Origin of the sequence: Streptomyces sp. NPDC017095 (genome assembly GCF_044332325.1) — a bacterium.
Lineage (GTDB): Bacteria > Actinomycetota > Actinomycetes > Streptomycetales > Streptomycetaceae > Streptomyces.
On the sequence record NZ_JBIROU010000005.1, the window covers coordinates 1 to 22,066 of the forward strand.

The 22,066-nt window shown below is 74.7% G+C and carries 19 protein-coding genes and 4 pseudogenes; 10 read left to right on the forward strand and 13 right to left on the reverse strand.

Annotated elements, in window-relative coordinates; genetic code table 11:
- The 4 genes and pseudogenes from ACH4OA_RS11435 to ACH4OA_RS11450 all read left to right on the forward strand — a co-directional run.
- A pseudogene (locus ACH4OA_RS11435) lies at window positions 1-335 on the forward strand (glucose-6-phosphate isomerase); the annotation flags it as partial.
- Between the two features lie 2 nt (window positions 336-337).
- Window positions 338-1,216, forward strand: a complete 879-nt coding sequence (gene gnd, locus ACH4OA_RS11440) for a phosphogluconate dehydrogenase (NAD(+)-dependent, decarboxylating) (protein WP_365879112.1) — start codon at window positions 338-340, stop codon at window positions 1,214-1,216.
- A 6-nt stretch (window positions 1,217-1,222) separates the two neighbouring features.
- Complete coding sequence (locus tag ACH4OA_RS11445) at window positions 1,223-1,810, forward strand: histidine phosphatase family protein (RefSeq protein ID WP_365879109.1); 588 nt, start codon at window positions 1,223-1,225, stop codon at window positions 1,808-1,810.
- A gap of 109 nt (window positions 1,811-1,919) precedes the next feature.
- Window positions 1,920-3,383, forward strand: a complete 1,464-nt coding sequence (locus ACH4OA_RS11450; protein ID WP_397968764.1) for a membrane-associated oxidoreductase — start codon at window positions 1,920-1,922, stop codon at window positions 3,381-3,383.
- Window positions 3,384-3,638: 255 nt separating this feature from the next.
- On the opposite strand, the gene ACH4OA_RS11455 is transcribed toward ACH4OA_RS11450, so the two are convergent.
- On the reverse strand, window positions 3,639-4,229 hold the full coding sequence (locus tag ACH4OA_RS11455) for a TetR/AcrR family transcriptional regulator (protein ID WP_397948397.1): 591 nt from the start codon (window positions 4,227-4,229) through the stop codon (window positions 3,639-3,641).
- Window positions 4,230-4,329: 100 nt separating this feature from the next.
- Between ACH4OA_RS11455 and ACH4OA_RS11460 the strand changes: the two genes are divergently transcribed.
- Complete coding sequence (locus ACH4OA_RS11460) at window positions 4,330-5,208, forward strand: NAD(P)-dependent oxidoreductase (protein ID WP_397948413.1); 879 nt, start codon at window positions 4,330-4,332, stop codon at window positions 5,206-5,208.
- A 20-nt stretch (window positions 5,209-5,228) separates the two neighbouring features.
- Here ACH4OA_RS11460 and ACH4OA_RS11465 read toward each other — a convergent pair whose 3' ends face one another.
- A complete protein-coding gene (locus ACH4OA_RS11465; RefSeq protein ID WP_365879099.1) occupies window positions 5,229-5,666 on the reverse strand; it encodes a PPOX class F420-dependent oxidoreductase in 438 nt (145 codons plus the stop codon).
- A gap of 174 nt (window positions 5,667-5,840) precedes the next feature.
- On the opposite strand from ACH4OA_RS11465, the gene ACH4OA_RS11470 reads away from it, so the two are divergent.
- Window positions 5,841-7,064 (forward strand): serine hydrolase domain-containing protein, encoded by a 1,224-nt coding sequence (locus ACH4OA_RS11470; protein ID WP_397948394.1) that lies wholly within the window; start codon window positions 5,841-5,843, stop codon window positions 7,062-7,064.
- A 51-nt stretch (window positions 7,065-7,115) separates the two neighbouring features.
- Here ACH4OA_RS11470 and ACH4OA_RS11475 read toward each other — a convergent pair whose 3' ends face one another.
- From ACH4OA_RS11475 to ribA, 3 genes are all read right to left on the reverse strand, one after another.
- Window positions 7,116-8,270 carry a saccharopine dehydrogenase family protein gene (locus ACH4OA_RS11475; RefSeq protein WP_397968765.1) on the reverse strand — a complete coding sequence of 385 codons (1,155 nt, stop codon included), beginning with the start codon at window positions 8,268-8,270 and terminating at the stop codon, window positions 7,116-7,118.
- A complete protein-coding gene (locus ACH4OA_RS11480) occupies window positions 8,267-9,325 on the reverse strand; it encodes a saccharopine dehydrogenase (protein WP_397968767.1) in 1,059 nt (352 codons plus the stop codon). The genes ACH4OA_RS11475 and ACH4OA_RS11480 overlap by 4 nt, the downstream gene beginning before the upstream one ends.
- A gap of 282 nt (window positions 9,326-9,607) precedes the next feature.
- Complete coding sequence (gene ribA, locus ACH4OA_RS11485) at window positions 9,608-10,279, reverse strand: GTP cyclohydrolase II (RefSeq protein ID WP_397948390.1); 672 nt, start codon at window positions 10,277-10,279, stop codon at window positions 9,608-9,610.
- 38 nt (window positions 10,280-10,317) lie between these two features.
- On the opposite strand from ribA, the gene ACH4OA_RS11490 reads away from it, so the two are divergent.
- Window positions 10,318-11,094 (forward strand): creatininase family protein, encoded by a 777-nt coding sequence (locus tag ACH4OA_RS11490; protein WP_397968768.1) that lies wholly within the window; start codon window positions 10,318-10,320, stop codon window positions 11,092-11,094.
- 182 nt (window positions 11,095-11,276) lie between these two features.
- Here ACH4OA_RS11490 and ACH4OA_RS11495 read toward each other — a convergent pair.
- The 5 genes and pseudogenes from ACH4OA_RS11495 to ACH4OA_RS11515 form a co-directional block, all read right to left on the reverse strand.
- Window positions 11,277-12,185 (reverse strand): annotated as a pseudogene (locus ACH4OA_RS11495) (lysylphosphatidylglycerol synthase transmembrane domain-containing protein); the annotation flags it as partial.
- Window positions 12,182-13,120, reverse strand: a complete 939-nt coding sequence (locus ACH4OA_RS11500; RefSeq protein WP_397968770.1) for a trans-aconitate methyltransferase — start codon at window positions 13,118-13,120, stop codon at window positions 12,182-12,184. The pseudogene ACH4OA_RS11495 and the gene ACH4OA_RS11500, both read right to left, overlap by 4 nt.
- The gene (locus ACH4OA_RS11505; protein ID WP_397968771.1) at window positions 13,117-14,298 is read right to left on the reverse strand and encodes a glycosyltransferase family 4 protein; all 1,182 of its coding nucleotides are present in this window, start codon (window positions 14,296-14,298) and stop codon (window positions 13,117-13,119) included. The genes ACH4OA_RS11500 and ACH4OA_RS11505 overlap by 4 nt, the downstream gene beginning before the upstream one ends.
- A complete protein-coding gene (locus tag ACH4OA_RS11510; protein ID WP_365941603.1) occupies window positions 14,295-14,693 on the reverse strand; it encodes a 6-carboxytetrahydropterin synthase in 399 nt (132 codons plus the stop codon). The genes ACH4OA_RS11505 and ACH4OA_RS11510 overlap by 4 nt, the downstream gene beginning before the upstream one ends.
- 115 nt (window positions 14,694-14,808) lie before the next feature.
- Window positions 14,809-15,792, reverse strand: a complete 984-nt coding sequence (locus ACH4OA_RS11515) for a zinc-binding alcohol dehydrogenase (protein ID WP_397948382.1) — start codon at window positions 15,790-15,792, stop codon at window positions 14,809-14,811.
- Window positions 15,793-15,897: 105 nt separating this feature from the next.
- Between ACH4OA_RS11515 and ACH4OA_RS11520 the strand changes: the two genes are divergently transcribed.
- The 3 genes and pseudogenes from ACH4OA_RS11520 to ACH4OA_RS11530 form a co-directional block, all read left to right on the forward strand.
- The gene (locus ACH4OA_RS11520) at window positions 15,898-16,662 is read left to right on the forward strand and encodes a CDP-alcohol phosphatidyltransferase family protein (RefSeq protein ID WP_397938582.1); all 765 of its coding nucleotides are present in this window, start codon (window positions 15,898-15,900) and stop codon (window positions 16,660-16,662) included.
- A 93-nt stretch (window positions 16,663-16,755) separates the two neighbouring features.
- Window positions 16,756-16,917 (forward strand): annotated as a pseudogene (locus ACH4OA_RS11525) (phosphohydrolase); the annotation flags it as partial.
- A 183-nt stretch (window positions 16,918-17,100) separates the two neighbouring features.
- Window positions 17,101-17,436, forward strand: a pseudogene (locus ACH4OA_RS11530) (3'-5' exonuclease); the annotation flags it as partial.
- A gap of 52 nt (window positions 17,437-17,488) precedes the next feature.
- Here the strand turns inward: ACH4OA_RS11530 and ACH4OA_RS11535 are convergent.
- The 3 genes from ACH4OA_RS11535 to ACH4OA_RS11545 form a co-directional block, all read right to left on the reverse strand.
- On the reverse strand, window positions 17,489-17,983 hold the full coding sequence (locus ACH4OA_RS11535; protein WP_397968773.1) for a hypothetical protein: 495 nt from the start codon (window positions 17,981-17,983) through the stop codon (window positions 17,489-17,491).
- Window positions 17,984-18,023: 40 nt separating this feature from the next.
- Window positions 18,024-19,736 carry an RHS repeat domain-containing protein gene (locus ACH4OA_RS11540; RefSeq protein ID WP_397968775.1) on the reverse strand — a complete coding sequence of 571 codons (1,713 nt, stop codon included), beginning with the start codon at window positions 19,734-19,736 and terminating at the stop codon, window positions 18,024-18,026.
- Window positions 19,737-20,071: 335 nt separating this feature from the next.
- Window positions 20,072-21,958 carry a discoidin domain-containing protein gene (locus ACH4OA_RS11545; RefSeq protein WP_397968777.1) on the reverse strand — a complete coding sequence of 629 codons (1,887 nt, stop codon included), beginning with the start codon at window positions 21,956-21,958 and terminating at the stop codon, window positions 20,072-20,074.
- Between the last annotated feature and the right edge of the window lie 108 nt (window positions 21,959-22,066).

A 22,066-nucleotide genomic window follows, 5' to 3' on the forward strand; every position in this document is an offset into this window, starting at 1 on the left:
AGACGGAAGAAGAGGTCCGCGCCGAAGGCGTCGCGGAGGAGCAGGTCACGCACCGCACCTTCCACGGCGACCACCCCACCACCACCATCCTGGCCCCCGAGCTGACCCCGTCCGTCCTCGGCCAGCTCATCGCCCTCTACGAACACAAGGTGTTCGTCCAGGGCGCGGTATGGAACATCGACTCCTTCGACCAGTGGGGCGTGGAACTGGGCAAGGTCCTCGCCAAACGCGTCGAACCCGCCCTCACCCACGGCACCGACGTCCCCGGCCTCGACCCGTCCACCAAGGCCCTCGTCGCCGCCTACCGCACTCTCAAGAACGCATCGGAGAACTGATCATGCAGCTCGGTCTCATCGGTCTCGGCAAGATGGGCGGCAACATGCGCGAGCGGATCCGCCGCGCCGGCCACACCGTCATCGGCTACGACCGCAACCAGGAAGTCTCCGACGTCAAGGACCTCGCCGAACTGGTCGAGAAGCTGGACGCGCCCCGCCATGTGTGGGTGATGGTCCCGGCCGGCACCGCCACCCAGACCGTCATCGACGAACTCGGCGACCTGCTCTCGCCCGGCGACACCGTCATCGACGGTGGCAACTCCCGCTGGACGGACGACGAGAAGCACGCCGCCGCGCTGGGCATCAAGGGCATCGGCTTCGTCGACGCCGGCGTCTCCGGCGGTGTGTGGGGCCTGAAGAACGGCTACGCGCTCATGGTCGGCGGCGAGAAGGAGCACGTGGACCGGCTGCGTCCGGTGTTCGACGCGCTCAAGCCGGAGGGCCCGTACGGCTATGTGCACGCCGGCCGGGTCGGCGCCGGGCACTTCTCCAAGATGGTCCACAACGGCATCGAGTACGCGATGATGCAGGCCTACGCCGAGGGCTGGGAGCTGCTGGAGAAGGTGCACTCCGTGGAGAACGTCCGCGAGGTGTTCCGCTCCTGGCAGGAGGGCACGGTCATCCGCTCCTGGCTGCTGGACCTCGCGGTCAACGCGCTGGACGAGGACGAGCACCTCCAGCAGCTGCGCGGCTACGCGGAGGACTCCGGCGAGGGCCGCTGGACCGTGGAGGCGGCCATCGACAACGCGGTGCCGCTGCCGGCGATCACCGCCTCCCTCTTCGCGCGGTTCGCCTCCCGCCAGGACGACTCGCCGCAGATGAAGATGATCGCCGCGCTGCGCAACCAGTTCGGCGGCCACGCGGTCGAGAAGAAGGACTGACCCGCCGTGGGGGACCTCCTGCTGGTCCGCCACGGTGAGACGGAGTGGAGCAGGTCGGGACAGCACACCAGCTTCACCGACCTGCCCCTGACCGGGCACGGCGAGGAACAGGCCAAGTCCCTCGCCCCGCTCCTCACCGGCCGGACCTACGCCCGCGCGCTGGCCAGCCCCCTGGCCCGCGCGCTGCGCACCGCCGAACTGGCCGGCCTGCCCGCCGTCGTGCCCGATAGCGACCTGCACGAATGGGACTACGGCGGCTACGAGGGCGTCACCACCGCCGAGATCCACCGCACCCGGCCGGACTGGGACCTGTGGACCGACGGTGTGCCGCCCGGCCCCGAGGGTCATCCGGGCGAGTCGCCCGCGCTGGTCGGCGCCCGCGCCGACCGGGTGCTGGCCCGGCTGGAGGCGGACCTGGCCGTAGGAGACGTGGTGCTCGTCGCCCACGCCCACTTCCTGCGCGTCCTCACCGCCCGCCGCCTGGGCCTGCCGCCCGCGCAGGGCCGGCTGTTCCAGCTGGCCACCGGCACGGTCAGCCGGCTGTCCACGGAACACGGCCACCCGGTGATCACCGAGTGGAACGTCCGGCCGTAACCGGCACCCCGGAGCCCGGGTGCCCCGACCCGCCCCCGCCGGCGGCTCGGGGGCGCCCGGGCTCCGGGCGCATTGACAGCCGGTCGCGGCGCACGTCAGAGTCCCGCTGGTGGAGACCGACGAGCTGACGGCGGCCGAGGAACGGGTGTGGCGGGCCTTCCCGCGGGGGGAATCGGTGGACTTCCGCCGGTCACCCGACGACGATCCCGCCGACGCGGAGCGCTGGGGACCCGAACGGACCGTGCGTGCCCGGGTGTTGCGGGCGCTGCTGCTCGACGGGCCGCGGCAGGACGGGGAGATACCGTCGCTGAGCCTGGCGGGCGCCCGGATCACCGGCCGGCTCGACCTGCAGTACGCGACGATCGACCACCCGGTGCGGTTGCGGCACTGCCGCTTCGACGAGGCCCCGCGGTGCTACGCCGCCCGGCTGCGCGAACTCAACCTCAGCGAATCCGTCCTGCCCGGTCTGGTCGCGCACGCCGTGCACGTCGACGGTGTGGTGCGGATGACCCGCACCCGCTGTCTGGGCGTCCTGCGGCTGGGCGGCGCCCGGATCAGCGGCAGCCTGTACCTGGAGAGCGCCGAGGTGGGCGCGCCCGGCGCCGAGGAGCCGGTACTCCAGCTCAACCAGGCCGCCCTGGGCGCCGATCTGTGGGCGCCTGGGCTGCGCACCCACGGGCAGATACGGCTCAACGGCGCCACCGTCGCCGGGTCGCTCAACCTCGGCGAGGCGCGGCTCAGCCACCCCGGGCACGCCGCGCTCGACGCGGAGACGCTCGCCGTCGCGGGCGACATGCTGGTCCGGCACGCCGAGGTGCACGGCTGGATGGGGCTGCGCGGCGCCCGGATCGCGGGGCGGCTCGACCTGTCGTACACCCTGCTCGCGCATCCGGGCGGCTCCGCTCTGCGGGCCGGCAGCGCCGCCATCGGAGAGCTGTGGCTGCGCAAGGCCCCGCCCATGGAGGGCGCCCTCAGTCTGCGCCGCGCCCAGCTCGACGTCCTGCTGCTGGAACCGGAGTCGGCGCCCGAGGAGGTGCTGCTCGGCGGCCTGACGTACACCTCGCTGGTCCCGCACGAGCCGGCCGAGCGCCGGCTGCCCTTGCTGGAGCGCGAGCGCGACGGCTATGTCCCGGACGCCTACGCGCAGTTGACGGCCGCCTACCGCCGGGTCGGCGACGATCACGCGGCCCGTCTGGTGCAGCTCGCCGGGCAGCGCCGGCACCGGCACACGCTGCCCTGGTACGGCCGGGTGTGGGGCCTGCTCCAGGACGTCACGGTCGGCTACGGCTTCCGTCCGCTGCGCGCGGCCGGCTGGCTGCTGTCGCTGCTCGCGCTCGGCTCGCTCGCGTTCGCGGCGCACCCGCCCAGGCCGTTGAAGCCGGACGAGGCGCCGCCGTTCCACCCGGTGTTCTACACGCTCGACCTGCTGCTGCCGGTGCTCTCCTTCGGCCAGGACTCCGCGTTCGCGCCGCGCGGCGGCTACCAGGTGCTGGCCTACGTCCTGGTGCTCACCGGCTGGATTCTGGCGACGACGGTGATCGCCGGTGTCACCCGCACGGTCAGCCGCCAGTGAGGCAGCGCCCCGCACCGGGGCGCTGACCGGCAGGTCCGGCCGGACCGCGGCCCACCGCGCCGGCGCGTGGGCCCGCCGGGCCCTGGCGCGGGCCGTCCCGGCGGCGGACCGCCGGCTCTCCCGGCTCTCCGGGCCCCGCATGGCGGCCCGCCCGGCGTCCGGCACCGGGGTGGAGCACCCTGGGAGCACCGGTGCCGGAGTCCGTGGCCGGGTGGCGTTCTCGCCGGGCAGGCCGTGTGCGTCGCCGCCGGCTTGTCAGCGGCCGGCGGCGGCGTCGAGCAGTGGGCCGAGTTCCCGCACGGCCGTGGTGAGCGGCCCGACGTCCCGTTCGGCCCGGGCCAGCAGGATCGCGCCCTCCAGGGTGCTGATCATGAGGGTGGCCAGCGACCCGGCCCGCGCGGCGGGCACGCCCAGGTCCGTCAGGGCCGCGGCGAGCGGGGTCCGCCAGGCGGCGAACGCGGCGGCCGCGGCCCCGCGGGCGGTGTCGCTCAGGGAGGCGCAGTCGACGGTGGCGGCGGCGACCGGGCAGCCCGCCGTGAAGCCGTCCGCCGTGTACTCGTCGGTCCACTGCTCGGCCATCGCCGCGAACAGTGCGCTCGGCGTCGGCTCCTCCAACCCGGCCAGGAACCGGGCGATCCGCCCGCCCGCGTACCGGCCGGCCCACTCGACCGCCTCGTTGACCAGCTGTTCCTTGCCGCCCGGGAAGTAGTGCTGGAGGGAGCCGCGCGGCGCGTCCGCGTGCGCGGCGACCTCGCGCATACCGGTCGCGGTGACCCCGTGCCGCCGGATGAGCTGGGCCGCGCTGAAGACCATCCGCTCCCGTGGTCCGCGCCGCGCCTCGCTCATCGCCACCCTCCGTTCACCGCCTCCACTCTATGACCACCGTCATAACGGCGCTACTATGACCGCTGTCATAGTCGATGCGTGGCGCGAAGGGCGGCCTGCCGTGCACGTCGGATTCATCGGTCTCGGAGTGATGGGCCGGCCCATGGCCCTGCGCCTGGCCTCGGCCGGCGTCCCGCTGGTGGTCTGGAACCGGACTCCGGACCGCGCCGAGCCGCTGCGCGCGGCCGGCGCCGAGGTCGCGGCGGACGCCGCCGGGGTGTTCGCGCGGGCGGACGTGGTGCTGCTGATGCTCGCCGACGAGGCGGCGGTGGACGCGGTGCTCGGCCGGGGCACGCCCGCGCTGGCCGCGCGGGTGGCGGGCCGGACGGTGGTCCACATGGGGACCACCTCGCCCGAGTACTCCCGCGCCCTGGAGGCCGACATCCGCGCGGCCGGCGGCCGGTACGCCGAGGCGCCCGTCTCCGGGTCCCGGGTGCCGGCGGAGCAGGGGCGGCTGGTCGCCATGCTGGCCGGCGAGGAGGACGCGGTGGCCGCCGTACGGCCGCTGCTGGCGCCGCTGTGCGGGGAGACGTTCGCCTGCGGTCCGGTGCCCGGGGCGCTGCTGATGAAGCTGTCGGTGAACCTGTTCCTGATCACGCTGGTGACCGGGCTGGCCGAGGCGTTCCACTTCGCCGAGCGCCAGGGCCTGGACCGCCGGCTGTTCCTGGACGTCCTGGACGCGGGCCCGATGGCCAGCGGCGTGTCCCGGATGAAGGCGCCGAAGCTGCGCGAACGGGACTTCGCGGTGCAGGCGGCGGCGCTGGACGTGCTGAAGAACAACCGGCTGATCGCCGGCGCGGCCCGCGCGGCCGGCCTCGCCTCCCCGCTCCTCGACGTCTGCCACGGCCTGTTCGAGGAGACGGTGGCGCGGGGGCACGGCGGCGAGGACATGGTCGCCGTGCTGCGGGCGATCGAGGCACGCACCGCCGGGGCGCCGTAGCCGGGCGCCCCCCGCGCGGCTCAGCTCTCCGGGATGCCGTACGCCCGCTCGACCCGCAGGCGGACCACCAGGCGGCGGTCTCGGACCATGGCGGCCCGGTAGTCGTCCCAGTCCGGGTGTTCGCCGAGGACGTCCCGGTAGAGCCGGATCAGCTCCGTCACGGTCTCGTCGTGCGGGTCGGCGGCGACCGGGGTCAGCTCGGCGGTGCCCTCGGCGACGGTGTACGCCCGGCGGTCCTCGCCGGTGACGTGGTAGGAGGCGCGCGGGTCGCGGCGGAGGTTGCGGGTCTTGGCGCGGTCGTCGGTGACCGAGATCCGGATGATCCGTTCCGCGGGATCGTAGGCGTGGCTGACGTTGGACAGCTGGGGCCGGCCGTCGCGGCGCAGGGTGACCAGTACGCCGCCGTGGCCCGCGGAGAGCAGGCGGAGCAGGGCGTCCTGGGTGGGGTCCTGAGTCATGGCCGGTTCAACCGCCGTGTGCATCCCGCGCATTCCCTCCGGGCGGCCGGGCCCGGCCGGCCGTCCCGCGCGACGATGGGTAGGCGGGGGCCGGACGCGGGGAGGAGCAGGGCGAGCGGTCCGGGCCGACGCTGCGGCCGGGGGCGCCGCGGACGACGCGACCGGAGGAGAGCGATGGCAGAGCTGCGACAGGACGCCGAGGCGGCGGAGGCGGGACTGGACGCCGGGGCGCTGGACCGCCTGGACCGGCACTTCGCCCGGCATGTCGACGAGGGCCGCCTGCCCGGGTACCTGGTGGCGGTTGCCCGCGGCGGCCGGGTCGCCCATCTGACCGTCTACGGCCTGCGGGACGTCGCGGCCGGGCTGCCGGTGGAGCCGGACACGCTGTGGCGGATCTACTCGATGACCAAGCCGGTCACCGCGGTGGCGGTGCTGATGCTGGCGCAGGAGGGCCGGCTGTCGCTGGACGACCCGGTCGACCGGCATCTGCCCGCGTTCGCCGCTCCCCGGGTGTACACCGGCGGTACGGGCGCCGGGGTGCGCACCCGGCCGGCCGCCGGGCCGATCCTGATCCGGCAGTTGCTCACCCACACCGCGGGCCTGACCTTCGGCTTCTACCACCGCCACCCGGTGGACGCGCTCTACCGCGCGGCCGGCCTGGAGTACGCGGTGCCGCCCGGCAAGGACCTCGCGGAGACCGTCGAGCTGTACGCGCGGATGCCGCTCCAGTTCGACCCGGGCACCCGGTGGAACTACTCGGTCGCCTCCAACGTGCTGGGCCGGGTGATCGAGGTGGTCTCCGGGCAGCCGCTGGACGCGTTCTTCGCCGAGCGGATCCTGGGCCCGCTCGGCATGACCGACACCGGCTTCCACCTCGCGCCCGGGCAGCAGGAGCGGCTGGCCGAGCTGTACGGCGAGACGGACGAGGGCGGCATCGAGCCGATCGCGGGGCTGCCGGTGCAGGGCCGGCCCCGGTTCCTGTCCGGCAGCGGCGGCCTGGTCTCCTCCGCCCACGACTACCACCGCTTCATGGAGCTGCTGCGCCGGGGCGGCGAGCTGGACGGCATACGGCTGCTGTCCCCCGGGACGCTGGCCCTGATGACCCGCAACCAGTTGCCGGGCGGTGCCGCCATCCGGTCCTTCGGCGCCCCGGTCCACCGGGGTCCGGCCATGGACGGCCTCGGCTTCGGCTTCAACGTCTCCGTCGTCACCGACCCGGCCCGCACCCTGGCCCCGTCCCACCTCGGCAGCTACGGCTGGACCGGCGTCGCCACCACCGCGTTCTGGGTCGACCCGGCCCACGACCTCACCGTGCAGTTCATGACCCAGGTGCGCCCGAAGGGCCTGAAGGTCCTGCCCGAGCTGCGCCGGCTGGTGCACGAGGCGATCAGGCACTGACCGCCGGCCGCCCCCGGACGCGACGGCCGCGGCGGACCGGCCGGCGGCCGGCTACTGCCCCAGGGTCAGTGTGAACCGCAGTCCTTCGTCGGCGAGTTCGCCCAGCCAGCGGTCCGCGCGCTGCGGGGTCTGCGCGGCGCGTTGCAGGCCCGCGGGCAGGCTGCCGTCCAGGATGTGGCGGACGCCCAGGGCGAGCGGGAGGGAGACGCAGCGGGCCATCGCCGACTCCACGGCGTCACCGGTCACGTCGAGCAGATAGGCGCCGGTCCACTGGCGGCCCGCGCCCGCGTCGACCTCCAGCCGGACGGAGAGCACCACCCGGTCGCGGTCGGCCCGCGTGGTCGGGTGGGCCGCCGCCAGTTCCCGGGCCAGCGCGGCGATCCGCTCGTCGTCGCCCGTCGTCAGCTCCTTGAAGACGGGCTCCCATGCCTTCAGCCAGCCGGCCAGACGGAGGGTGCCCCGCACGAAGGTGCGCGGGGTCCAGGCGGCGGGCAGGCCGTAGTGGGCGATGAACGGGATGCTGTCGCGGTTCGGGTACGCCTCGAAGGTCTCGCCGTCCAGGACGAGCGGCCGGGTCGCCTCCCAGGGCCGGCCGGCCGTGGTCTCGGTGCCGTCCTGGAGGTAACGGGCAGGCGTGCGCAGGGCGTTGAGGACACCGAACGGGGCCCAGCTGAAGCGGTACCGGAAGTCGTTCGGCACCGCCGGGACGCCGCCGCAGTAGGAGGTGAGCCGGTAGGAGGCCGGGGTGTGAGCGCCGATCCGGGCCCGGGCCCGGCCGATGAGGCTGTGGGCGAAGAGGTGGTCGATGCCCGGGTCGAGGCCGGTCTCGGCGAGCACGGTCAGCCCGGCCGCCCGCGCCGCCTCCCCGTGCGCCAGCAGGTCCGGCGACACATAGCTGGAGCAGGCGAAGTGCGCCCCGGCGCGCGCGCAGACGGCGAGCAGCCCGGCGTGTCCGGAGGCCGGCAGCATCGACACCACCACGTCCCCGGGGTCCAGCGCGGCGGCGAGGGCGTCCGGGGTGAGGGCGCGGGGCTCGGCGCGGCCCGTCAGCCCCAGGCCGGCCAGCGCCCCGGCCGCGCGGTCCGCGGTGCGGTGCCACAGCAGCACCCGGTCCGCCGTGGCGCACAGGGCGGCGAGCCCGCTGCCGGTGGACAGTCCGGCGCCGACCCAGTGGACGGTGCCGCTCGCCGGGACACGGTCGGTCATGAGTCGAACTCCCTCTTCTCGATGCCGAGTTCACGGCAGGCCTGGTCGAACCGGTCCAGACAGCGGCCCCAGGCGCCGCCGGGGCCGAAGGCGAGGAGCTGCGGCAGCAGGGCCGCCGAGAAGTCGGTACTGGACTCCCCGGGCAGCAGGGCCGGCAGGTTGTCGATGGCGATCAGGTCCAGCGGGGGCCGCTCGCGCAGCCGGCGCACCGGCTCCGCCCAGTCGGTGGTGCGGTCGTAGACGGGCAGCACGTTGAACGGGGAGCCGACGTCGCAGGTGACGTCGCACAGGGTGCGCAGCCGGCGGGCCGGGGAGTCGAGGTCCCGCGGGCGCAGGAACGGCGGGACCACGGTGGTGGCGAGGACCGCGTTGACCAGCACGTCGTGTCCGAGCAGCGCCCGCCGGTCCAGGTCGCGGGTCTCCGCCAGGTCCCAGCGGACCGCCTCGACGCCCGCCGTCCGGAAGGCGGCCACGGCGCCACGCCCGCTGCGGCCCAGGGCGCCGATCACCAGCGCGGTGAACTCCGGGTCCCCGGGCCGCGGCCGCAGTACGGCGTCCAGGTCGTCCTTGGTCGTGGGGGCGAGCGGCGCGGTGAGCCGGCCCCGGTGGCGCAGCACGGCGAGCGCGGCGCCCGGATAGCCCGCCCAGAAACCGAACGCGGCGAGCCTGCGGCCCTCCTCGTCGACGAGGTACTCCAGGTCCAGCAGCGCCCCGCCGCCGGCCGCGAACCGGCGCAGCAGCCCGGCGGCACCCGGCTGCCGCTTGTAGGCGTGCCCGAAGTAGACGTGCCGGTGCGTCAGCTCGCCGGGAGCGTCGGGGAGTTCCTTCAGACCGAGAACGACCGCGTCCCGGGGTGCGGTCGGCCAGGAGCCGGCCGGGGCGCCGCCGCAGCCGGCCGCCTCGTACTCCCGGAGCGGGAAGATCCGCTGCGGGGACTCCTCGACGGTGAGCGTGATCCCGCTGTCCACCAGGCGGCGGGCGTCGGCGGGGACGACCGGCGTGCGCCGTTCGGTCGTGCGGTGCTCGTGGCGCAGCCACAGGTGCAGCTCGGTCATACGGGACGGGCCTCCGGGCGCGGGGCGCCGGCCGCGGACCGGCCGGCGCTCGGGGGGCTGACGACCACGAAGGGTACGCGCCGGGGTGCGGATCACCCGTGCTCCCGCCCCGGGCGTCCCCCCGTGCGGGTGATGCGCCGCTCCCGTCCGGGCCGGCCGCCGGGCACCGGTCGTCCCGAGGTGCACGCCGTCGCCTCCTCACCACGTCGCCGGCCCGTCCCGGGGACCGGACCGCGCGGTGATCCTGTCCACCGGGCGGTCCGCCGAACCGGGGCTTTCCGGTCAGGAACCGTGGGCGACGGCGTCCAGATGGGGCAGGTGGTGGTCCAGCCGTTCCCGCTTGGTCCGCAGGTAGGTGATGTTGCTCTCGCACGGCTCGATCAGCAGCGGCACCTGCTCGGTGACCCGCACTCCGTGGCGGACCAGCGCCTCCCGCTTGCGCGGGTTGTTGGACATCAGCCGTACCGAACGCACCCCGAGGTCGCGCAGGATCTCCGCGGCCACGCCGTAGTCGCGGGCGTCGACCGGCAGGCCCAGGGCGAGGTTCGCCTCCACCGTGTCCAGGCCCTCCGCCTGGAGGGCCATCGCGCGCAGCTTGGCGAGCAGGCCGATGCCGCGGCCCTCGTGTCCGCGCAAGTAGACGACCACGCCGCTGCCTTCGGCGGCCACCGCGCGCAGAGCGGCCGCGAGCTGGTCGCCGCACTCGCAGTGCCGGGAGCCGAACGCGTCCCCGGTCAGGCATTCCGAGTGCAGCCGGGTCAGCACGCCGTCGGCGCCGATCTCGCCGTACACCAGGGCGACTTGTTCGTCGCCGCGGTCGTGGTCCAGGTAACCGATCGCCTGGAACTTCCCGTACACGGTGGGCAGCGGCGCGTTCACGACGCGTTCCGCGCCCGAACGCCGCGGGGACTTCCCGCCGAGTACGCCGATGTCGGTGCCGGTGTTTTCTGTCATGATCTGATTCCTAAGCAGAGACGAAAGGCCATGAAGAGATGAGTGGTTCGGGCACGCGGACGGACGGCTTCGGCGGGGCGGACGGCGTGCTGCCCGGGGACACCACGGACGACGTACGGAACCGGCTGTCGGGTGGTACGGCACAGGTCGCCGTCCTTCCCGTCGGCAGCTTCGAGCAGCACGGCCCGTATCTTCCGCTGGCGACCGACACGCTGGTGGCCTGCGCCGTGGCGCGGGAGATCGCCGCCGCCCACCCGGTGCTCCTCCTTCCTCCGGTGACGGTCTCCTGCTCGCACGAGCACGCGGCCTGGCCGGGCACCGTCAGCATCTCCGCGGTGACGCTGCACGCGGTGGTCTCCGACATCGCGGCGTCGCTGCGCCGTTCGGGCGTGACCGCGCTGGTCGTGGTCAGCGGGCACGGCGGCAACTACGTGCTGGGCAACGTCGTCCAGGAGGCCACCGCGCGCGGTGAGCGGATGGCGCTGTTCCCGGCCGCGGAGGACTGGGAGACGGCGCGGGAGCGGGCCGGGGTGGTCACCTCGCTGCTCACCGACATGCACGCGGGAGAGATCGAGACGTCGATCCTGCTGCACGCTCACCCCGCCTCTGTCCGCCCTGGTCACGAGTCGGCCGACGTCGTCGCCGACGACCGACGTCATCTGCTCACCGTGGGAATGTCCGCCTATACCGAATCGGGCGTCGTCGGCCGTCCTTCCCTGGGTTCGGCGGACAAGGGAAAGAAACTGCTGGCGAGCCTCGCGGAGTCCTTCGGGCCGTATTTCTCGCTGCTCACCCGGGCGCCGGCGCCGCGATAGCGCGGGAAGGCCCCGCGGCCGGGACCCATGGGGGCGGCCCCGGCCGGCGGGGAGTCGTCTGGCGGCGCGGCGGCGCCCGGGGTGCGCGGGCCCGCGTACCGGCGCCGGACCAGGACGGCGGCGCCGGGCAGGCTCGCCAGGAGGCTCAGCACGCCGTAGACGACGGCGACCGCGACCCCGCGGTCCGCGCCGAGGCCCGCCGCGCCGAACGCCCAGGCGGTGACGCCCTCGCGCGGCCCGAAACCGCCGGCGTTCAGCGGCAGGCCCATGGCCAGCAGGGCGAGCACCGCGAGCGGCAGCAGCACCGGCACCGGGGCGGCCGAGCCGGTGACCCGGGCCGCGAGGACGAACGTGGCCAGGTGTCCGGCCAGCACGACCGCGGAGGACAGCGCGACTCCGTATCCGCCGGGCCGGGACGCCAGGCCCCGCCGGGCCTCGGCGAGCAGCCGGCGCGGACCACCGGTGCGGCGGGCCAGTACGACGGCGAGTACGGCGACGAGTACGCCGGCGGCCGCCACCGGCGGTGCGAGGTCCCGGAGTCGGGCGCGCACCGGGGACGGCAGGGTGAGCAGCACCGCCGTACCGGCCAGGGCCAGCGCGAGCTGTCCCGCGACGCGTTCCAGTACGACCGCTGTCACTGCGCGCCGTACGTCACCGGCGCTCCGCCCGTGCCGTACCGCGCGGTGCACATCGCCCAGGATGCCGCCCGGCAGGGCCGCGTTCAGGAACAGCGCGCGGTAGTAGTCGGCGACGGCCGGCCCGAACGGCAGCCGCAGCCCCAGTCCGCACGCCACCAACTGCCAGCGCCAGGCGCTGGACACGGTGGTGACGGCGCCGATGCCCAACGCGGCCAGCACGGTCACGGCATCGATCCGCCGCAACCCGTCGAGCGGCACACCGGCACCGAACCGCCACAGCAACACCCCGACCACCCCGGCACCGACGACCACACCGAGACGCGCCCGCAGGGCCCGGCCGACGGACCGCGGGGGGACGGTACCGGGGACCGGCCGCGTCGGGACCGGGACGGCGCGTGCGCCGTCGCCGGGCGTCGGGGCCTGCCGACCCGCTATGCGTGGTTTCTCCGTCATGCCGGGGCGCCCGTCGGTCGGGGCAGCGCCAGCAGGTCGGTGTGGTGGACGGTGACGCGGAGGGTGCCCGACGCGCAGGCGGCGAGCCGTGCGGTCAGGTAGCGCTCGGCGGGGGCGCGCAGTTCCGGCCGTTGTTCGACGGCCGCGCTCACCCAGCCGCGCAGCCACTGCGCGGTCAGCGCGGCGTCCTGGGGGCCGAGCCGCCACGGGCTCGGGTGCAGGCGGACCGTCGCCCCGCGCTCGGTGAACGCCTCGCAGACCGCGGTGACCGCGTCCGGGCCGAGCAGCCCGGCGCGCCGCTGGTGGGCGTTGAACGCCCAGGTGATCGCGGTGTCCAGCGGGTCGGCCGGGGCGAGGTCGACGCGGCCGGCGACGGAGAGGGTGAGCAGGGCCGGGCAGCCGGCGCCCGCGCAGGCGTCCGCCAGGGTCACGGCCTGCTCCCGGGTGAGGACGTCGAGCAGTGCGGAGGCGGTCACCAGACCCGCCCCGGCCAGCGCGTCCGGGGTGAGCAGGCCGAGGTCGCCGTGCCGGGTCTCGACGGTGACGCGGCTGCCGTCGGCGGCGGTGCGCGGGGCGGCGTCGGCGGCGAAGCGCAGCAGGCCGGGGTCGCGGTCGTGCAGGATCCAGTGCTGGGCGCCGGGCAGGCGGGGCGCGAGCCAGCGGCCCATCGAGCCGGTGCCGCAGCCGAGGTCGTGCACGGCCAGCCCGCCCGTCCGGTCCGGCGACGCGGCCAGCCGGCTCCGCAACGGGCCGAGCAGCTCCCGCGCGCGGGCCGCCGCGTCGGCGCCTTCCCGCAGCCGCAGCCACTCGGGCGCGTACCGCGGCGGGTCCTCGGAACCGCCGTCCCGCAGCCGTAGGGTGGCCCGTTCGCTGGGGCCGGTCACGGGTCCGGCGCCGGCGATCACGGGGGCGGGGCCGTCCTGCGGAGTCGTCATGCCGCCCTCCTCGGGGGTTCCGGGAGCCGGTGGAGGACTCCCGCCAGGGTGCGGGCCGTGGCCGGCCAGCCGGCGAGCGCGGCGCGGCGGCCCCGGGCCGCGGCCCTGAGGCGGCGGCGTACGTCGGGCTCGCCGAACCAGCCGCGCAGTGCGGCGGCGAGCGCGGCGGGGTCCTCCGGCGGGACGAGGATGCCGGGCACCGTGCCGTCCGGTGCGCGGCCGAGCGCCTCGGGCAGGCCGCCGACGTCGGTGGCGAGGACGGGGATGCCCCGGGCCAGGGCCTCGGTGACCGCCATGCCGTAGGTCTCGGCGCGGGAGGTGAGGACCATCAGGTCGGCCGTGGCGTAGGACGCCGCCAGGCCGGCGCCGGTGCGCGGGCCGGTCAGGTGCAGGCGGTCGGTGAGGCCGTAGCGGGCGATCAGCTCCCGCAGCCGGGCCACGTACCCGGGGTCGTGGCCGAGGCCGCCGACGCACGCGCAGGTCCACGGCAGGTCCCGGACCGACGCCAGCGCCTCCACCAGCCGGTGCTGGCCCTTGCGCGGGGTGACGGCGGCCACGCACAGCAGCCGGGAGACGCCGTCGGTGCCGGGTGCCAGGGGCGCGATGTCGGCGCCGGGCGCGGCGGCGTGCACCCGGCCGGGGGCGAGGCCGTGGTGGGAGACGAGCCGGCGGACCGCCCAGTCGCTGGTGGCGATCACCGCGCCCGCGGCCCGCAGCACCGCACGCTCCCGGGCGTCCAGGCCGGCGGCGACGGCCGGGTCCAGGCCGGTCTCGTCGCCGAGCGGCAGATGGACGAGGACCGCCAGGCGCAGCCGCCCGGCCTCGGGCACGACGGTCTCCGGGACGCCGCAGGCCACCAGGCCGTCGAGCAGGACGACGGTGCCGTCCGGCAGGTCCCGCAGGGTGCGGGCGAGCCGGTCGCGGGCGGTGCCGTCGGGCCGCGGCCAGCCGCCGGGGACGGTGTGCCGGGTGACCTGCCAGCCGAAGCCGGGCAGGTCCAGGCAGATCCGCCGGTCGTAGGCGTTGCCGCCGCTGGGCGCGGCCGGGTCGTCGACGCCGCCCGGCATCACGAAGTGCACGGTGCGCAGGGACATGGGGACGATTCCGGTGGTGCCGGCGGCGGGCCGCAGCGGAGGGACGGGCCCGGGGCGGGTCCGCCGCGCGGTCCGGTCGGTCACAGGGCACGCTCGTAACTCGCCCAGGCGATGTGCGACTCGTGCAGGGTGACCGTCAGGCCCGACAGGCCGGTGGCGTTCTCGCCCAGGGCGCCCTCGTGGACGCGGTCGGCGAGGCGGTCGGCGATGACCTTGGCCAGGTATTCGGTGGAGGTGTTGACGCCCTCGAAGCCGGGTTCGTCGTCCAGGTTGCGGTAGTTCAACGCGGCGACGACAGCGCCCAGTTCCCGGGTGGCCAGCCCGATGTCGACGACGATGTTGTCCTCGTCCAGCTGCTCGCGGCGGAACGTCGCGTCCACGAGGAAGGTGGCCCCGTGCAGTCGCTGTGCGGGGCCGAAGACCTCGCCGCGGAAACTGTGGGCGATCATGAGGTGATCGCGGACGGTGATGCTGAACAACGGACGACCCTCCCGGTGCGGCGCCTTCGCTCCCCCGTTCCTGCCCGCCGGGGGATGCCGTGTAGTACGGCTCATCGCTTCCCCGTGTTCAGCGTGTGCTCACTCTTTTCTCAGGTCAGGTGGTCTCCGGGTAGCGGATGCGGTGGCACAGGGCGGGGAGCTCGCCGGACGCCAGCCGGGGCAGCACGGACGGCAGTTCCTCGAAGTCGCTCTCCCCGGTGACGAGCGCGTCGAACGCCGGGTCGGCGAGCAGGTCCAGGGCGAGGGCCATCCGGTCGGCGTAGCCGCGGCCGGGCCGGGCGGCCGGGGAGACGGTGCCGACCTGGCTGCCGCGCACGGTGAGCCGCCGGGAGTGGAAGGCCTCGCCGAGCGGCAGGGCCACGGTCCGGTCGCCGTACCAGCTCAGTTCGACCACCGTGCCCTCCGGGGCGAGCAGGCTCAGGGCCCGGGTGAGGCCGGCCTCGGTGGCGCTGGCGTGCACGACGAGGTCGCGGTCGCCGAGGGCGTCGGCGGGCGCGGCGAAGTCCACGCCGAGCGCCTCGGCGGTACGGGCGCGGGCCGGGTCGGCGTCGACCAACTGGAGCCGCACGCCCGGGAACCGGGCGAGCAGCGCGGCGACCGCGCAGCCGACCATGCCGCCGCCGACCACCGTGATCCGGTCGCCGATCAGCGGGGCCGCGTCCCACAGGGCGTTCACCGCGGTCTCCACCGTCCCGGCCAGTACGGCGCGTTCGGCGGGCACCCGCGCGGGCACCACGGTGACGGCGCCGGCCGGGACGACGTAGCGGCTCTGGTGCGGGTACAGGCAGAAGACCGTACGGCCGGCCAGCGCGGCCGGGCCCTGTTCCACCACGCCGACGCTGAGGTAGCCGTACTTCACCGGGCCCGGGAAGTCACCCTCCTGGAACGGCGCCCGCATCACGGCGTGCTGGCTGTGCGGCACCCCGCCGCGGAAGACCAGGGTCTCCGTGCCGCGGCTGACCCCGGAGTACAGGGCGCGCACCAGGACCTCGTCCCCGGCGGGCGCGGGGAGGGTGACGTCGCGCAGTTCCCCGTGGCCGGGCGAGCGGAGCCAGAACGCGCGGGCCGAGTGGTTCATCGGCGTCCTCCTGAACGATCGGGAAGCGGTTCACGTACCGGGTGGCACAGGCCGCGCACAGTACGCGGCGCTGATCGACTCTGTCACTCGGCCGGAGGATGTGCGGTGGCCCTGAACAACACGTACGACGCGAGGCTCGGCCAGGAGACCGCCGCGGGAGCGGGCGCGCAGGTCCTGCTGCTGGCGCTGCTCGGTCCGGTGACCGGCATGGGGCCGGCCGGCTGGCTGGCCGGGCTGGTCTTCGCGTCGGCCACCTGGGCGGTGCTCTCCCGCGCCGTGCACCGCTCCCGGCTGCGTGCGTTCGGTCCGGCGAACCGGGTCACGCTGGGCCGGGCCGCGCTGGTCGGCGGGGTGACGGCGCTGGTCGCGGACTCCTTCGCGGGGGCGCCGCCGGTGCCGGCGCTGGTCGCCCTGACCGCCGTGGCGCTGCTGCTGGACGGGGTGGACGGCAAGGTCGCCCGCCGCACCGGCACCTGCTCGGCGCTGGGCGCGCGGTTCGACATGGAGGTGGACGCGTTCTTGATCCTGGTGCTCAGCGTGTACGTGGCGGCGCGGCTCGGGCCGTGGGTGCTGCTGATCGGCGGCATGCGGTACGCGTTCGTCGCGGCGGCCCGGTGCGCGCCGTGGCTGACGGCGCCGCTGCCGCCGTCCTTCGCGCGCAAGGCCGTCGCCGCCGTCCAGGGCGTCTGCCTGCTGCTGGCGGCCTCCGGGCTGCCGCCGTACCCGGCCCAGCTGGCGGTCGTGCTGGTCGCGCTGGGCTCGCTGGTGTGGTCCTTCGGGCGGGATGTGCGGTGGCTGTGGCGCGGCTCGCGGACGGCCGCGGCGAAGACGGCGTCCGAGCCGCTGCTGCGGGAGCTGGCGGCACGCTGACCACCGGCCCGGCTTCTGCCCCGCACGGACCGGTCAGGTTCCCGGGCAGGAGAACCATACGGGCCTTTCCACGGCGGTTGTCACGCTCGCCGGATGAGCGTTCCGGGACCCGACGAGATCCGTGCGCTGCACGAGAAGTACGCGCCCACCGCCGAGGCGTTCGCCCTCGTCCACACACACTGCGAGATCGTCTGGAGCATCGCCGAGCAGCTCCTTTCCGCCCCGCACCTGCGTCACCTCGACGCCGAACCGGTTGCTCCACGGGCACGGGTACGGCCCCGGGCATGCAGTGAGCGCGCGCCGCGTCCGAGGGCGTGTGGTGGACGTGCCCGTCATGCGACTACACGGGCGCACCGGTGAGCATCGCCAACCACATGAAGAAGGCGCACGCCATCACCCTCGGCGAGCAGGCACGGTGACGCAGCGGCGCACGGTCCGTGCGCGAAGGCGGTGGGGCGTCTGAAGGACGCGGGCATACCCGCCACGACGCTGCGCTCCACCGACACCGCCGGGGAGGCGGCGGCCGTGCGGGTCGGGACCATGCACTCGTTCAAGGGCCTGGAGTTCCGCTGCGTCGCGGTCATCGGCGTCACCGGGGACGCGCTGCCCTTCCCGAAGGCCGTCACGCCGCCGGAGGTGGACGCCAAGCAGCACGAGACGGACCTGATGTCCGAGCGCTGCCTGCTGTTCGTCGCCTGCACCCGGGCCCGCGACAGCCTGTACGTCTCCTGGTCCGGCAAGCCCAGCCGGTTCCTGGCGGAGGCGGGCGTGTGAAGCACGCCCGGTCCTGGTGGCCCGCGGTCGGCTCCTCCGCAGGGCGCGGGGATCAATCGCGCTGCTCGTACCGGTAGTCGTAGTAGTCCTTGCCGCCCACCAGCACCGAGGTGACGTACTTCGGCGGACCGTCGGCGTCCCGCTCGGCCTCCTGGGAGGTCTGCCGGGTGAAGCCGAGCGACACCCCGGGGATCACCGGGTACTCCGGCTGCGACGTGTCGACCGTCCAGCCCCGTTCCGCGGCACGCCGGAAGAGGTCTTCGGCAGGGGTGGTGAACACCTCGTCCCCCTCCAGCAGGACGCGCGTGCTGGACGTGCGGCCCTCACCGGGCCACCACAGCTCGATCGCGGTGACATGGGCGCCGCCCTCGACGAGGGCCTGCACGCCGACGTGGTCCAGGGTCCAGGACGCCTTCGCCGAGTTCCGGCTCGGCCGGCGCAGCACCCGGGGCTCGCCCCAGTCGGGCACCGCGGCGAGCGCCTCGTCGAGCGTCATGCCCAGCAGGATCGGCGCGACTCCGCGCGGCGGGTCGAGTACCAGGTCCATCGCCAGCCCCTCAGTCCGTACCGTATGCGGTGCCGTCACGTCATTTCAGGATGTCGTAGTTTATCGTCCAGCCCTTCTTCTCCAGCATGGCCTGGAACTTCCTGTTGTTCTTCAGGCTGTCGACCATGTCCTTGATGTGGGTGTCGTACTTGTCGCCGTACAGGTCGCGGATCTCGTCGATGTCCGTCTTCATGGCCTCGTCCCAGCGTCCGGCGTCGATGAGCTGCCGCTGTTGCGCGCGCCAGGCCTCGCTCTCCCTGCTGGAGCCCGTGCTCATCAGCTCCCGGTGGTCCGCGGCGTCCATGCGGATCGCGGGACCCATGCCGGCGCCACCGCCCTTCTTGTTCGTCCGGAAGCCGGGCATGTCGAGGTGGGAGTACGACGCCTTCGCGGGAAGGTGGTTGATCTCCTGGTCGACGGGATTGACGCGGTTCTTGTCGTCGTCCAGGAGGTTCGCGGGCTGCAGGCCGCTGTACCAGCCGCCGTTCTCCGTGCATCCCTTGGCGATCAGGCCCTCGGGGTCCATCCGGGTGTGCGGGTTGGTGACGTACGCGACCGGGTTGGGCGCCGGGCCGAGGCCGAGCGGGTCGGGGCTGGCGTAGCGCGCGGTGTCCGGGTCGTAGTGACGCTGGTAGTTGTAGTAGCCGGTCTCGGCGTCGTCGTACTGTCCGGGCAGGCGCAGCGGTGTGTACGCCGTCGCGTCCCGGTTCCAGCTCGTGGCGCCCCACACGGTGGACCGGGAACGCCAGGCGATGGCGCCCCGCTCGTCGACGAGTTCGCTGGGTGCCCCCACCAGGTCGGTGACGATCGCGAAGAAGCGCGCGTCGATCTCGTCCTGCGGCTCCTGCCCGGGGCCGATGCGGCGTTTGAGCTGGGTCAGCGGCCGGTGGCCCTCGTAGTCCCAGGTGGTGGTGATGTGGTGGGCCGTGTCGGTCTGCTCGGCCAGCCGGGTGCCGTCCCAGGTGAAGTGGACGGAGTGCACGACGGTGCGCCCGTCGTCGGCCATGCGGTGCTTGGCGGTGCGCCGCCCCAGCGGGTCGTACGAGTACGTCCACCGGGTGCCGTCCGGGGTGACGCAGGCGACCAGGCGGTTCTCCTCGTCCCAGGTGTAGCGCCAGGTGTCCGGCTTCTTCGACAGCCGGGTCTTCTGACGCAGGATGGTGCGGCCCGCGGCGTCGTACTCGTAGCGGACCCGTCCGGCGGTCAGGACCCGGGTGCCCTCGTAGGTGCGCCCACCGCGGCCCTCCGTGCGTGCGGCCGCGTCGGGCCACTCGGCGGTCACCTCGTTGCCGGCGCTGTCGTAGGCGTACGCCTCCGACCAGTTCTCGGCCGTGACGCGCAGGGGGCGGCCGACCGGGTCGAGGTCGAAGCCGCGGCTGGTGCCGCGCAGTTCGTCGGAGATCCGCTCGAGGCAGCCGTCGGCCCGGTAGTCGTAGGCCCGGGCGCGCAGGGTACGGCCGCCGGCGGTGAGCAGCTGCGAGGTCAGCCGGCCCACCTCGTTCCAGCCCGAGGTGAGGGTGACCGGCGCCTCGGCGGGTCCGAAGGTGCGCGTCAGCTCCTTGTCCCAGGCGTCGTGGGTGAAGGCCAGGGCGTGGCCGTCACTGGGCAGCGCCGTGCGGTTGCCCGCCTCGTCGTAGGCGGACCGCGTCACGGCGCCGGTGGGCGTGGTGCGGGTGGTGCGGCGTCCGGCGGCGTCGTAGGCGAACCGGGTGGTGCGCCCGTCGACGGTCTCGGCGACGACCCGGCCGACCACGTCACGCTCTCAGCGCGGTAGAGGCGCTCGTCGGCGGTCCTCGGTCCGGACGGCGCTCGGGCTCACCCCGTGGGAGAGCGAAGGCCGGCTGCTGCCTCCCGGAAGCCCTCTCCTGCGTCCGTCCGCGCCGGCAGGTCCCCCACGGCCCGCTCGGCACCGCGGCCGCGTCACGAACCCGGCCTGCCCCCGTCCACACGGTCCTGGACGGGGCGCGCACCCGGACGCCGATCAGACTGCGGGCCCCGACGACTCGCACGTCCAGGCCGACGCACTCCGCCGTCCGACGGGACGCGCCCCGGCTTCCGGCGGCCGGGGCGCGTCCGCGATCTGTCGGCTCAGCCCTTCTGCTCGACCCGCACCCAGTCGATCTCGGCCTGCACCGATCCGGCCGCGATCTTGTCGACGCTGGACTGGGGCAGGCCCCAGTAGGGCGAGGTGACCTTGTTCCAGCCGGCCGGGTAGGCGCCGCCGAGGGCGAGGTTCAGGATCACGTACTGGTCGTGGTCGTAGACCCACTGGCCCCGGGTGGACTCCAGCTTGTTCCGGGTCGTCTCCTGGACCAGCCGGTCGTCTACGAAGAAGCGCAGCGCCGTCGGGGTCCATTCGACCGCGTAGGTGTGCCACTGGTCGGCCGTGCCGCCGTTCGGATAGGTCTGGCGGGCACCGATGTTGCCGTCGGCCGAGTAGCCGGGGCCGTGCAGCGCGGAGCTGGTCCAGTCCGGGTAGCCGATGTTCTCCATGATGTCGGTCTCGCCGGAGGCCGGCCAGGACACGGACGGGTCGTCGACGTTGCTGCCGAGCAGCCAGAAGGCCGGCCAGAACCCGTCGCCGACGGGCAGCTTCATCCGGGCGCTGACCTTGCCGTAGGTGAAGTCGACGTGGGTGTGGGTGTCGACCCGGCCGGAGGTGAAGTCGTAGGTGCCGCCGCCCGCCTTGGTGCAGCCCTTGCAGTACCCGGCCTTCAGCACCAGGCTGCCGTTGCGCGTCTGGACGCTGTCGGCGGAGTCGACGTACGCCTGGGACTCGCCGTTGACCGGGCCCATCTCGGTGCCGGTGCGCACCACGCGCCACTTGGAGCGGTCGAGCGAGGCGCCGGTGAAGTCGTCGAAGAAGGTGGTGCGGTAGCTGCCGGCGGGGTCGGCGGGCAGCGCCGGGTAGGCGGCGGACGCGCTGCCGCCGGTGCCCCAGACCTGGAACTCGTAGAGCGAGTAGCCGAACTGGGCGGTGGCGGGCGCCGGGTTGTAGAAGGAGCGGCGTTCCTTGCCGAGCATGCGGACGTAGCGGCCGGTCGCGGGCGAGGGCAGCTTGACCGTGTCGTGCAGGCCGGCCGCGTCGGACGGCGCGGCGACGGCGGAGCGCCGGGCGGCGATGTCGGCGGCCGCCGGCTCGTAGACCGTCCGCCAGGTGCGGTTGTCGTCGGAGACCTGGACGAGGTAGTCGACGGCGTAGGCCGACTCCCAGTACAGGTCGACCGTGTCGATGGTGGAGCGCGCGCCCAGGTCCACCGACACCCACCGGTCCGTGTTCCAGTCGCTGGACCAGCGGCTGGCGTCACCCTTGAGGCCGGCGGGCCAGCCGCCGTCGGTGAGGAACGCCGGCGAGTGGCCGGCGTCCTGGTAGTAGTTGCTGTACGCCGGGTGGTTGAGGGCGAGGTTGGTGCGGGCCGTCGAGGCCGGGGCCGGCTCGCCGCCGTAGACCTTGAAGCTCCACAGGGAGTAGCCGTAGGGCGTGGCGCGCTCCAGGCCGCGCAGCCGGACGTAGCGGCCGGTCACCTCCTGCGGGTAGGTGTGCGCGGTGACCGAGCCGCCGGTGCCCGCGGTCTCGGTGTAGAAGGGCGTCCAGTCGGTGCCGTTGCCGGAGACCTCCAGGACGTAGCGCTTGCCGTAGGCGGCCTCCCAGTCGAGGACGACGCGGTCGACGCGGACCACGGAGCCGAGGTCGACGCGGAGCCAGGCGTTGTCGGCGAAGTCGCTGGACCAGCGGGTGGCGCCGTTGCCGTCGACGGCGAGGCCGGGCCCGCTGCCGGCGTTCTCGCTGCCGGAGGCGGTGACGGCGGCCGGGTTCAGCGCGTAGGCGGCGGCCGCCCGGTCGGTGTCCCAGCCGGCGGCGGGGGCGGCGGCCGGGGCGGCGGTGGCGGGGGCCGCCAGCAGCGGTCCGGAGCACAGCAGGGCCGTGGCGGCGGCCAGGGCGGCGGGCAGGGCGCGGGAAACACGGGGTGGCATGCGGCTCTCCTTGGGTCTCCTGGTGCGGTGGAGGTACTACGCGTCTGTCGTGTTCATGACAGAACGAGAGGGAGAAGCGGGCCGGTGGACACGGCACTCCCCGGCCGT